Source organism: Nostoc sp. 2RC (assembly GCF_014222165.1).
GTDB lineage: Bacteria > Cyanobacteriota > Cyanobacteriia > Cyanobacteriales > Nostocaceae > Nostoc > Nostoc linckia.
Genome location: NZ_JACKZU010000047.1, coordinates 18,676 through 31,090 on the forward strand (window position 1 = coordinate 18,676; position 12,415 = coordinate 31,090).

A 12,415-nucleotide genomic window follows, 5' to 3' on the forward strand; every position below is an offset into this window, starting at 1 on the left:
CTGCGGGACGCTACGCGTTAAGCGTAGCTATGCCGCAGGCTTTACGCTCAGTACAAGTAACTGTTTACTGATGACTGGTATTCAGTTTGCACAAGCAACACATTGCTCGTTCGATTCTTTGAAACTGTCTTTTTGGACAGTGCGAATGTAGTAGATTGCTTTACAACCCAACTTCCAAGCCAGCATTATGGTTTCAAAAATATCAACAGCTGTCAGACATCGCTCTGGCTCGTCGGGGAAATAAACTCCGGCGTTCAAGTTAAATAACAACTCCATTGAAATTCCAGTATCAATCCATTGTTGAATTGTGGCGATCGCTTTGACGACTTTTTTCTGATCTAGTGTCTTATTTTCGACATAGAACCATAAATGATCCCGAATGTAAGGCGGTGCGATGGGTACTGAACCCTTTGCCCACTTTTCATAAAAGAATTTGCTGTAAACGGGTAAAACACTGGCTGTACAACCCTGAACTAAAGATGAAGAAGTATTGGGTGCGATCGCTGTAATATGTGAATTGCGAATACCATGTTGTTTGATATCCTGACTCAATTTTGCGAAGCGTTCTGGAAGACTAGCGTGTTGCAAAAACCATTCCACAGGTTTTGCTCCGATTAAATGTCCCTTGCTCCATTCACTACCCGCAAAAGCAGGATACGCACCTCGTTCCTTAGCTAATTCCATCGATGCTGCGGTGCAATAGTAACCGATATCTTCAAATAAATCGCTGATTTCCTGAAGATGGGTGTAGGTGAGATGACGTTTTGCTAACCAATCGGCTAATCCCATACAGCCCACTCCAATTGTGCGATATTTGGCGTTGTGGGTGGCACTAGCAGCAAAGGGTGGTGAGGTGAGTTCAATCGTGTTATCTAATATACGTACTGCGATTTGACAAATCTCTGTTCGTTGCTCATCCTCAAAATTTGCCAGATTGATACTTACGAGATTACACGTATGTGCTTCTTCACCCGGTTTCACATTTGACCAAGATTCTTAACACAAATTCCCACCTGGAATATAGCCCTCATGCTGATTGGGATTAGCTCGGTTCGCGGTATCTTTAAACCACAAGTAAGGCATCCCGGTTTCTAACTGGGTTCGCATCATCTGTTTGAGTAAAAGACGAGCATTCACCCGTTTGTAAAGTGTAATCTCACTTTCTAAACTGGCTTCGATTTGAAGATAAGCCCTTTCAAATTCTTCACCCCAAACTTTTGCCAATTCAATGCCTAAACGAGTTTGTACTTCATAGGGATCAACTAATGTCCATTCTTCATCGGCTGCTACTCGCCGCATAAATTCATCACTGACAACCAATTGCGGAAACACATCATAAGCTTTGCGTCGCGCGTCTCCATTCTCGGTTTGCATTTCCAAAAATTCGCTTATGTCTAAATGCCAAACATCTAGACTGACGGTAACTGCACCAGCGCGTCGTCCCATTCATGTTCAGATAAGGTTGCTAACCTCATCCCGTTCTCTAAGAACTGCTATCTGTCACCAGATAGATCAGACTATATCTTAATCCTAGATATAGGATTCTCCCCATTTCCACTGTCAATCGCTTACAGTGTACTCTCTTGTGAGATAGTCGTTGAACCTTCTAAATAGATGTGATACAAATGACTCCAACTTTTCCCTGATTTGATGTTAGATACCATACTATGAGTTATCCCATGTTGACGGGCTAATTGAGTAACGCCAAAACCTTCTTTTAACTTCTGATAAATAGACAATACATCTGATTCAGAAAGTTTTGCAGCAGAGTTAGTTTCTCCAGTTTGACGTTTTTTAGTCTTCTCTGAGATTCCATCCCACAAACCATTAAGTATTGCGTGGTCTTGATTCTCTTGATTAAACACCCATTCTAAATTGTTAAAATGGTTGTTATGTTTGTTGCCGTCTTTGTGGTTAACTTGTGGTTTATGGTCAGGATTTGAGATAAATAGTTCCGCAACTAATCGGTGAATTCGGTAAGATTTTTTATTCTGGAGACAAACCTGTAAATAACCTTTTCTATTTACAGAGGGTTGAATATATTTCCGTGTTCGGATACGGATTATTTCTCCAAATTGATTGACTGCATGAATAGGAGATTCAGGAATTCGCACAAAACCTTCAGGCAAGGTTTTTTCGTTAACATCAAGAATATGTTCTTTGATGCAACGTTTTGTGGTGCTGTAATCTCGATTCAACATTTCAGCCAATTCTTTTGTTGTTTTCTTACCGTAGTTTTCGTTGAGAAACTGAATTTCCAAAGGAGTCCATTTTTTGCCCATATCTATTAGCTTGGCTGCTGATTGTCTTATGTAGTGCGCTTTTTCTATTCTGATTGATTTACATAAGATTTTCCAGCAATTAAGGGAGTTTTTCAACTGTTATTACTAACAGAAGGGGCTAACGTTTTCAACCCTGATTGACGGCGATCGCTGTATCATTCAATAACTTAATCCAGGGAACAACACCACCGGAGGCGTTCTTCTTCCCCATTACCCAACTACCAGTAGCCCGAATGCGAGACAGATTCACGCCCACACCACCGCCATTTTTGGAAATCCGCGCTGCATCATGAATACTGCCAAAAATGCTTTCTAAATTGTCGTCCATTGCCGTAATGAAACAACTAGCAAGAGAACCATTGGGAATCCGTAAGTTCGCTAAAATCGGCGTTGCTAAAGATATTTGACGACGGGCGATCGCTTCATAAAACTCCCTTGCCCAAGTTAAACGATTCTCTTGTGTTTCTACGGAGGCTATCAAGAGCGCACAAGTTAAAAATGCTTCTTGAGGTAATTCATTCGCCAGGAGATATCGTTTCGTCAGTAATACTGCTCCTGCGTAATCATAGTCGGCATCCCAGTCAGGATTAATCCAAGTATTAGCAATTTCTAATTCTTCTGGAGTGTAGATTAAGATGCGGCGATCGTATTCTCCTTTACTCACTTTGTCATGTACAGTTTGAGCATAGTAACCGTATTGATAACCACGATTAACTTGAGTATCTTTCCACAAACTCCAAATATGTAATCGCCCTGCCACTTGCCGCCAATCAGGTTCTTCAGGGCTGCACAAATCCAAGGCGCAGCGAATTAAATTATCTTGAATTTCTCTTGTAGTAATACCGGGGCGCAATCGAGTTGTCAGATGTGCTTCTAAGGCAATGGAATTGCAGCAAAGTCCGCAACAAGACCAATTAACTACTGTGCGAATTTTATTAATTTCTAACGGTGTTGTCGAACCATCACGACGAACAACATAGATATCCGTTGTGGATTTCTCAAAGAGTTTGGATGGAGCTTGCATACTGGATAAGTTAATGAATTGGAGAAAAATAATTGTCAGAATGGAAAAGAATTGTTAGCTAGGTTTAGCAATATAAAAAATTGTTGACGGTGAGCGAAGTCGAACTGTCAACGTTATGTCACCAAACGCTGGTAATCCTAACAATTTGTCAGGTTGAAAAATTGTTAAAAGAATTGTCCAATAAAAATCTAGGGCAAGCTTTGGTAAAGAATGAAACTTGCCCCGATTAACGACGAATGCCAGTATAGATCGACCATTGATTTTTACGCAAGCAAATCACAGTTGTGTTAAGATGCAAAGGAATCTCGGTTCTAGTGGGGGTCAGCCACTAGAGGTAAGGGGGAAAGTCCGGTGCGAATCCGGCGCTGTCCCGCAGCTGTAATCAAGGTTTACCTTGTGAGTCAGAATGCCCGCCGAAGTTGACTTGTAAATTTTGTACATCTGCGAGGCACGGATGGTTTATTACATGGCGATCGCTAGGTTTGATATTTTGAAAGCACCGCACATTAAAACGCTACAAATGGCGGCTTTTCACGAAATAAGTAATTAATGTCTCGACTTTGCTCAACGTTAAAGCTGAACGAACTTGTGCCGAGCCTAGCCGAGGTAGCTGAAGCTTTAATATTAAATTTCAATTAGTACAGAACTTACGCAAAACTAACTTATTTTCGTCATTGCGACCATAGGGAAGCAATCTTGAAGCCTTTATTTGTGTAAGTCTTACAATAATTACTTTGTGAGTATTCAGGTATTTCTTTTACTTTGATAAAGAGAAATATTTTCAACGAGATATGGCACTAACTTTTCATCGCTATGTCTGGCGTGCATAACTTCTCTGTATTTTCGTTAAATTCTGACTCGGTTAATCATCATGCCGAAATATTATCTTCACCGGACTGGGAAGATTCCTACTGCTGTTCATCCTTTTGTCAAACAAACAGGTTTTAGAGAAGATAAGCAGCAACCCTTTCTAAATTTCAGGAAAATAATTCGAGGTTGGCAAAATATTGCAAGTTCAGCCTATAGGAAAATTTCTCTTACGATCTCTCGTCTAATTCGGGATGAACCATAAACACACCAACATCTATCAACGGTTAGCTACATAAAAATTTTTCACAACAATGTCAACTTTATTAGTTTATTTTGTAATTGGTTCTCTTGTCGTTTTACTAACTGGAATTGCGGCTTATTTCCTAACGGCTCGTAAGTATCAATCCTCAGCCACAGTCGCTAATTCCTATGACCAATGGACGCTTGACGGCATTCTAGAATTTTACTGGGGAGAACACATTCACCTCGGTCACTACGGTTCGCCGCCACGACGCAAGGATTTTTTGGTTGCTAAATCGGACTTCGTGCATGAAATGGTTAAGTGGGGCGGTTTAGATAAATTACCTCCTGATACTACCGTCTTAGATGTTGGCTGTGGGATTGGGGGTAGCAGCCGGATTTTAGCGCGAGATTATGGATTTGCTGTCACAGGAATTACCATCAGCCCACAGCAGGTGAAACGCGCCCAGGAGTTAACACCCCAAGAACTAAACGCCCAGTTTGCAGTCGATGATGCAATGGCATTGTCGTTTCCAGATGCCAGTTTTGATGTAGTTTGGTCGATTGAAGCAGGCCCCCATATGCCCGATAAAGCCATTTTTGCCAGAGAATTAATGCGGGTACTAAAGCCTGGTGGAATTTTGGTTGTCGCTGACTGGAATCAAAGGGATGACCGCCAAAAGCCGCTAAATTTTTGGGAGAAACCAGTAATGCGACAACTGCTAGATCAGTGGTCTCATCCAGCTTTTTCTAGCATTGAGGGATTCTCCGAACTGTTGGCAGCTACAGGATTAGTGGAAGGAGAGGTAATTACGGCAGACTGGACGCAAGAAACCCTTCCTTCTTGGTTAGATTCGATTTGGCAAGGAGTGGTTCGCCCAAGCGGATTTCTGCGTTTTGGACTGTCTGGTTTCATTAAGTCTGTGCGCGAAGTGCCGACGTTTTTATTGATGCGTTTAGCCTTTGGTGCAGGACTGTGCCGATTTGGAATGTTCCGTGCTGTGCGGGCAAATTCACGTACAGAATTGATGGACAGAAACTTTGCTAAGGTAAATCCCTCCAGCTTGGTTAGGTAGCAAGCATTATGACCAATGCGTGAGTTTCAAGCTATGACCTCATTACTGCATCCATCTTTGGCAAACTGCGATGTAGTTATTGTCGGCGGCGGTATTTCAGGTTTGACACTAGCCTGTGGACTGCAATCGTCAGGTTTGCGAATTGTAGTAGTGGAAGCACAACAACAGCAGCAAGCAACAGAGCGAAAGCGAGCTTATGCCCTGTCGCCGATGACGAGCAAAATTTTTCGTGATTTAGGGCTATGGTCGCAAATTGCGCCAAAAATTAGCCATTTTTCACGGGTATTACTGTCGGACGCAGACTATCCCCACCGAGTTGAGTTTTGCCCTAAAGATTTGGGAGAAGCAGCAGTTTACTACTGTGGTGAACATGGGGTACTGATGGCGGCACTCCAGCAACGAGTGGCAACAGCAGCCAACATTACCTGCTGGTATGAGACTCAAGTGATTGAGGTGCGCTATGGAACTGAAACCGCAGAAGTAGTGCTGGAGAATTCCCAAGGTCAACAACGGTTGCGATCGCAGTTGGTGGTGGCTGCTGATGGTATCAACTCGCAAATTCGCTCTTCTGCTGGCATCGAAACTAACGGCTGGGCTTACTGGCAATCCTGTATCACAGCTTTCGTTGCTCCAGAGCGATGGCACCAGAATATCGGCTACGAGCGTTTTTGGCCTAGCGGCCCTTTTGCAATTTTGCCCTTGCCTGATAATCGCTGTCAAATTGTCTGGATTGCCCCCCAAGCAGAGGCTCAGGCAATAGTTGCTCTGCCTCCCGACCAGTTTATGACCGAACTACGACGACGCTACGGCGAACAAATGGGGAAACTAACTTTATTGAGCCAACCCCTAGTGTTTCCGGCACGATTGATGCAGAGCCGCCGCTATTGCAAACCGCGCTTAGTATTGCTGGGGGATGCTGCCCACTGCTGTCATCCGGTGGGCGGTCAGGGGCTAAACATGGGTATTCGTGATGCGGCTGCCCTAGCCCAAGTGTTGCAAACTGCACAACAACACAAACAAGACCTGGGTTCTCTAGCAGTGCTAAAACGCTACGATCGCTGGCGACGCTATGAAAACTGGGTGGTGCTTGCCTTTACTGATATTCTCAACCGTAGCTTTTCTAACCACTGGTTGCCAATTGTTAGACTACGGCGGCTAGTACTACGGCTGATAATTTATTGGTCTTTCCCACGAAGGCTACTGCTGCGACTGATGACCGGGCTATGGGGCCGCCAGCCACAACTTGACCACTCATCCTTGACGGTGTTGCAGAACATAAATATTTGAATTTTAACGCTGGCAACACTACATAATATTTGCGCTTACCACTTCTTTCTGGCGATCGCTCCTTTAATCAACAAACAACTTATTTTATATGCACAAAATTCCCGTCACAGTCATTACAGGATTTCTCGGCGCAGGCAAAACTACGTTAATTCGTCACTTACTGCAAAACAACGAAGGACGACGGATTGCTGTTTTGGTAAATGAATTTGGGGAAATGGGCATTGATGGCGAATTATTGCGTGATTGCCGAGTTTGTGATGATGAAGAAGACCCCAACAGCAACATTGTTGAACTCACCAACGGTTGCTTGTGCTGCACAGTGCAAGAGGAATTTTTACCAGCCATGCAGGAATTATTGAAGCGGCGCGATCGCCTAGACTGTATGTTAATTGAAACCTCTGGGCTAGCATTACCAAAACCATTGGTACAAGCATTTCGCTGGCCAGAGATTCGCACAGGTGCAACAGTGGACGGCGTAATCACTGTGGTGGATTGCGAAGCCTTGGCTAGCGATCGATATGTAGGCGATTTAGCAGCCCTCTTAGCCCAGCGACAAGCTGACTCTAGCCTAGAACACGAAACACCCATTGAGGAACTGTTTGAAGATCAGCTGGCTTGTGCTGACTTGGTGTTGCTGACTAAAAGCGATCGCGTTGATTTCCCAACGCAAGTGAGAGTGCAGGATTGGCTCAAACAGAACTTACCCCCTGGTGTAAAAGTCATTCTTTGCCAGGATGGTAAAATCAGTAGCGATTTGTTACTCGGTTTCAACGCTGCGGTAGAAGACAACTTAGATAGTCGCCCCAGTCACCACGATACTGAAGAAGACCACGAACATGATGACGGCATTAATGCAGTGCAACTAATACTAGACCAAGCATTTGAACCGTCTGTCTTGGTTAAACGCTTACAAACATTGGTGCAACAGCAAGAAATTTATCGAATTAAGGGATTTGTAGCAGTTCCGAATAAAGCCATGCGTTTGGTATTACAGGGTGTCGGTAATCGATTTGATTACTTTTACGACCGTCCCTGGCAAAACAGCGAACCCCGTCAAACGCGATTAGTGTTAATTGGTCGAGAACTAGATCGAGTTCGCATTGAATCATTGGTATTGGGGGAGGAAGTCAATGCGACCATCCAATAGTTTGTGGCAAGGAAATTTCGGCTACTGGCAAAACAACTTTATCCATAACAATATATTAGTAATTGGTTACACAGGATGGAAGGGATTTCAGTCATTTGGGCGGGGAGTTGTTATTTGTGATGTCGATACTAAAGTTACTCACTCGACAATTACAAGTCTTGATATAGTGCCCTTCACCCTGCAATTTCTCCCTTCCAATCTGATTGAGTTTTACTTGCGTTCGTTGAGGGATGGCGGATTTATATCACAATCAATGTGTTCATCTATGATTTCATCAATTTTACCCTCAGTTGCAACATACAATCCCTATCAAGACATTCTTTTGGTGCTAAAGGCTGAACATCAGATTGAAGTTAATTTTCTACACAAACTAAAAATTACTCCACCCGATTGCTATGCACAAGTTTACAAGCGTTGGTCAGAATTTCAACCAAGCCTAATGCCCTAGAAAATACACAGTAATTTTAAAAGTAGGAGTATAATCGATTGCTATCTCTCTGCCAAGTAGTTATTAAATATATAAAAACAGGAAAAATCTCCTGTTTGGGTATCAACTTAATGGAAGAAATACAAGGTAAAAAATTCTGCATTCCCCTACTAAGCAGAGAGAAAATTAACTTTAATTGCCAACCTACTTCTAGACAATTGCATGAATAAATTTCTGACAAATTTAACAACTAAATCCGCAGCTTTGATGTCTTTAGCTTCATTGGTCATGACCAATAAAGTGACCACAGCTGGTGAACCAGTAAATCCCCAACCAGTAGACCGTCCTGATGCTGCTACTACACCAGTATCAGCATCAGACCAAAGAGCTTGTGCCAGACATCCGAAACTCGGTAAATTTTTCTGCGCTCACGCTGAACAATTATCTCACTTGCAAAAAGGCGTAGCAGAGATTGATGTTACTGCTGATGACAGTGAAAAGGCTCTGCTTGGGGTTACAGATGCAGAAAGTGATGCTGCTGTAGCTATGTTTGGTTGTGATTGTGCTGCATCGATAAATTGTTTACGCCGCTTGCGGAATAGCCTCCCGTAGAATCTATTTTCCTAAGTTTCTCATCTTGGGAAAAGCAGGGGATAGGAGGAAAGTTATTTCTTTCTCCCCTCACTATTTTACAGATTTATGCTCGGAAATGTAAGGTGCAATAAATTGTTTATATAAAGCCTAAATAATATGAAACTATGAAACGTCGTGATTTTATTACTTGTTTTGGTTTAGGTTATGTAGCAAGTAGCTTACCTGCAAAAGTTGTAGCTTCTGCTCCAGAAACTATAGCAATATCATCAACTTCTGGAGATTGGCAACCAGTAGGAACAGTTGCCGAATTGGATAAAACTGGTCAACTATTAAATGAAAACTCACCTGTTGGTTCTGTATTAGTAATTGGTACTTCTAAAAGCAAAAATCTAGTGGCTGTGAACCCTACCTGCACTCACATGGGTTGCACCGTAGAGTGGCTTGCAGAAGAAAAGATATTTTTATGCCCTTGTCATGCTTCCAAATTTGCTGCCAATGGCAATGTACAAATGGGGTCAGCTACAAAATCACTATCAAATTACGAGACAAAAATAGAAGGCAATTTAGTTATTGTGAAACGTAATTCATAATTTGTAATTAATAATCTCAGGTTTGATTTGGGGCTTTAAGTGTTCACTAAAATTATTATGTAGCAATTTGCAAATAGTAATACCTTAGTTAATCAAACGACAAAATTAACACACTGATATTGCTGGGAATATTAAGCATGAACTTGTCACTGTTTCTACCAATTTATAAATGCAAAAACCAAAACTAATAAATATTCCCAAAGCGACTCGTTACCAAAATGCGGCGATAGATTATTACATGGGACTTACAAATTCCTCCTATCTCCATTACGGGTATTGGGAGCCACTACCTACTGTGGGTGAGGAATTGACTCTAACTCGTCTGCGTGCGGCTCAAGAAGCTTATGCAGCCAAGCTTTTTAGTTTTATTCCAGAGGGTGTAAAAACTGTGCTGGATGTCGGCTGCGGGATTGGTGGGAATGCAGTGTATTTACGCGATCGCGGTTTCATTGTTGAGGGATTAGCACCTGACACACTCCAGCAAGAAAAGTTTATCAAGCATACTAACTCTCAAGTACCTTTCTATTTAACGAGATTTGAAGATTTTCACTCCCCAAACTCCTACGATTTAGTTCTGTTGAGTGAAAGCAGCCAGTATATCGCTGTTGACGATTTAGCTCAAGGTGCGGCTCGTTTACTGGATAGCGGTGGCTACCTGCTGCTTGCAGATATGATGCGTTTTGATCCCGAATACCGAAAAGGTATTTTTTCTAATTGTCATGTCGCCAACGAACTCCAGGCGGCGTTAGAACAGTCTGGATTCAAGTTAATCAAGACGGAAGACATTTCAACCCATATTGCGCCAACCATTGATTTGTGTGTTGATAAGTTCCGTACTTTTGGGCTGACTACAGTTAAATATATTGCTGATGTTGTAGCGATCGCCGTTCCACCACTATACGCGATCGGACATTGGGCATTTAAGCGTTGGTTGGAAAAGCCAATTGCTGAAGGGTTAGCAGCACGCGCTATTTTTGAAAACCATCTGTGTTATTCTATCCAACTTTGGCAGTTATCTAAAGGAGTTTAATTGAAGATGACCACAGAAATAAACACTCAAGATTGGCAACAAGATTTTATCGCCACTAATTTATTGGTAATTGGTTATAACGCTTGGGTTGGCTATTTAGGAGGAGAACGTGGTGTTGTAATTTGCAGTACCAATTCTCCGCATTTAAGTATGGCTGGTGAAACATTTAAAGCCCATTTTATTCCGCGTAAAAATCTCGCAGCTTTCTTAAATGCTTGGTTAGCAGCACCCGATACCGTACTGCTGCAAAGACACTTCATGAATGCTCATATTCTTGAAGCTGTAGATAAGTATAATCCCGAAAAAGATGTTGTATTTTTGTTGGAATACGGTAATCAGGCTGGGTTTTTCTATTTAACTAATTTACCTATTACACCACCGCAATGTTACCAAACTATATGCAAAGAATGGGCAGAATTCCAACCTCAAAATTGCCTGAGAATAGGAGCAAAAACACAATGAAAATCATCCAAAATAAAAAACAATCTTTCTGTTTTTACCGTTTTTTCAATTGCTACGTATAGAGCTTGAATAGCAAAGTTAAAGCGTTAAACTACCTCTTAGAAACGTAAGACACTTGACAAAATTTAATCTACAATGTATGAAAATACGCCTTCCCCTGTACTGATAGTTAGGGGATTTCTTTTATGGATTTTAGCAGCAGCAAAAGTATAATTAAAATTCAGTAAGTGATATGGAAAATCAAAATTATTATCGACTGAATTTACATATAGAGAGCAACTATGGTAATGTGACACATAACTGTCGGTTCTGATGGGGAGCAGCCATCAGGCGCAAGGGGGAAAGTTCGGTGAAAATCCGGCGCTGTCCCGCAGCTGTAACGAGATGAACATAACGTATCTCTAAGTCAGAATGCCCGCCGACTCACTCTAGGCAAAAAATATTTATCTGCGAGGTACAGATGATACACATAGTTAAAGTATTTCATGGGTACAGATATCGACTTCAGAAAGTACCCTCTGCAAGTTTTACTACTTCGCTTCGCTGTTAGTAAGGACACTCAATTTTGGATTTTCCTATAGGAATTTGGGTATCCATCAAAAATACCACAGAATCTTTTTTGTCATTCAAATAGTATCCACAATGATTTAGGTATAGCAATGCATTGTAGCAAGCTAATTTCACCCTAAATCTCAAAAATCAATAGTACAAATCAATATCTGCATTTACTGAAAACGAGGAGTTTCATGTCCACTTTCCGTGTAGTTACTTATTATGAATTTTTCTCAAAAATCTTCGTTTTTACCGCAATTTCTGGGATGGTATGTGGAGGAAATGTAGCTATTGCTAATCAAGTTCCACAAATATCTGAGTTTCCTAAAAATGAAGGTACTGCAAGAGACTTACAACCAGTTGCACAAGTAAAACCTGAAAATCCCCCAACATCCGTAGAAGAAAAAGAACCAGATATTGAACTAACAGTCATCGATAAGCTACTCAATGAACCTGTATACTCACCCTTTCGTCGTGAGGGGACAGTGAAAGATTCCACTCGTCCGGTTTATGTGATTACAGGAGAAGAAATGGAAGCGCAGGGTGCTAGAACTGTCAGAGAAGCACTCAAATTCCTTCCTGGTATCTTGCCTGATGGTACAGTTGGTACGGAAGTAAACGCTTTAAGCGGTCAATTTATTCGAGGTTCTAACTCTGCACAAGTCTTGATTTTGCTTGATGGTAGACCAATTAACGAACTTGGTTCTGGTGGTTTTGACCTTTCAGAATTTACTACCAATATCGTTGAAAGAGTTGAAGTACTACCAGGCGGTGGTTCTACTCTTTATGGTTCTGATGCTATCGGTGGGGTGATTAACCCTCTTTTGTCACTCTCGCCAAAGTATAATTAAGTGCGATCGCAAAAACTAACACAGAGAGTATGGTTGAGCCTCG

10 protein-coding genes, 2 pseudogenes and 2 riboswitches are annotated in these 12,415 nt (G+C 41.9%); of the genes and pseudogenes, 9 read left to right on the forward strand and 3 right to left on the reverse strand.

Annotated features, from left to right (window positions below):
* Nucleotides 1-81: 81 nt before the first annotated feature.
* The 3 genes and pseudogenes from GNE10_RS08130 to GNE10_RS08140 form a co-directional block, all read right to left on the reverse strand.
* Nucleotides 82-1,446: pseudogene (locus GNE10_RS08130) on the reverse strand (ribonucleoside-diphosphate reductase subunit alpha).
* Nucleotides 1,447-1,568: 122 nt separating this feature from the next.
* Nucleotides 1,569-2,282, reverse strand: a complete 714-nt coding sequence (locus tag GNE10_RS08135; protein WP_221642774.1) for an HNH endonuclease — start codon at nucleotides 2,280-2,282, stop codon at nucleotides 1,569-1,571.
* 127 nt (nucleotides 2,283-2,409) lie between these two features.
* Nucleotides 2,410-3,306: a ribonucleotide reductase N-terminal alpha domain-containing protein gene (locus tag GNE10_RS08140; protein WP_185564469.1), complete on the reverse strand. Its 897-nt coding sequence runs from the start codon at nucleotides 3,304-3,306 to the stop codon at nucleotides 2,410-2,412.
* Nucleotides 3,307-3,595: 289 nt separating this feature from the next.
* A riboswitch (cobalamin riboswitch) is annotated at nucleotides 3,596-3,739 on the forward strand.
* 688 nt (nucleotides 3,740-4,427) lie between these two features.
* On the opposite strand from GNE10_RS08140, the gene GNE10_RS08145 reads away from it, so the two are divergent.
* The 9 genes and pseudogenes from GNE10_RS08145 to GNE10_RS08185 form a co-directional block, all read left to right on the forward strand.
* The gene (locus tag GNE10_RS08145) at nucleotides 4,428-5,432 is read left to right on the forward strand and encodes a methyltransferase domain-containing protein (protein ID WP_185564471.1); all 1,005 of its coding nucleotides are present in this window, start codon (nucleotides 4,428-4,430) and stop codon (nucleotides 5,430-5,432) included.
* 33 nt (nucleotides 5,433-5,465) lie between these two features.
* Nucleotides 5,466-6,719, forward strand: coding sequence for an FAD-dependent hydroxylase (locus GNE10_RS08150; protein WP_185564490.1), 1,254 nt, complete (start codon nucleotides 5,466-5,468; stop codon nucleotides 6,717-6,719).
* Between the two features lie 88 nt (nucleotides 6,720-6,807).
* Nucleotides 6,808-7,866 (forward strand): cobalamin biosynthesis protein CobW, encoded by a 1,059-nt coding sequence (gene cobW, locus GNE10_RS08155; RefSeq protein ID WP_185564473.1) that lies wholly within the window; start codon nucleotides 6,808-6,810, stop codon nucleotides 7,864-7,866.
* A complete protein-coding gene (locus GNE10_RS08160; protein WP_185564475.1) occupies nucleotides 7,850-8,314 on the forward strand; it encodes a hypothetical protein in 465 nt (154 codons plus the stop codon). Before cobW ends, GNE10_RS08160 begins: the two co-directional genes overlap by 17 nt.
* A gap of 201 nt (nucleotides 8,315-8,515) precedes the next feature.
* Nucleotides 8,516-8,905 (forward strand): hypothetical protein, encoded by a 390-nt coding sequence (locus GNE10_RS08165; protein ID WP_185564477.1) that lies wholly within the window; start codon nucleotides 8,516-8,518, stop codon nucleotides 8,903-8,905.
* 146 nt (nucleotides 8,906-9,051) lie between these two features.
* Nucleotides 9,052-9,477, forward strand: coding sequence for a ubiquinol-cytochrome c reductase iron-sulfur subunit (locus GNE10_RS08170; RefSeq protein ID WP_185564479.1), 426 nt, complete (start codon nucleotides 9,052-9,054; stop codon nucleotides 9,475-9,477).
* 169 nt (nucleotides 9,478-9,646) lie between these two features.
* Complete coding sequence (locus GNE10_RS08175) at nucleotides 9,647-10,507, forward strand: bifunctional 2-polyprenyl-6-hydroxyphenol methylase/3-demethylubiquinol 3-O-methyltransferase UbiG (RefSeq protein ID WP_185564481.1); 861 nt, start codon at nucleotides 9,647-9,649, stop codon at nucleotides 10,505-10,507.
* 6 nt (nucleotides 10,508-10,513) lie between these two features.
* Entirely contained in the window at nucleotides 10,514-10,969 is a 456-nt protein-coding gene (locus GNE10_RS08180) for a hypothetical protein (RefSeq protein WP_185564483.1), read from the forward strand.
* A gap of 287 nt (nucleotides 10,970-11,256) precedes the next feature.
* Nucleotides 11,257-11,407, forward strand: a riboswitch (cobalamin riboswitch).
* Between the two features lie 380 nt (nucleotides 11,408-11,787).
* Nucleotides 11,788-12,339: pseudogene (locus GNE10_RS08185) on the forward strand (TonB-dependent receptor); the annotation flags it as partial.
* Nucleotides 12,340-12,415: the final 76 nt, after the last annotated feature.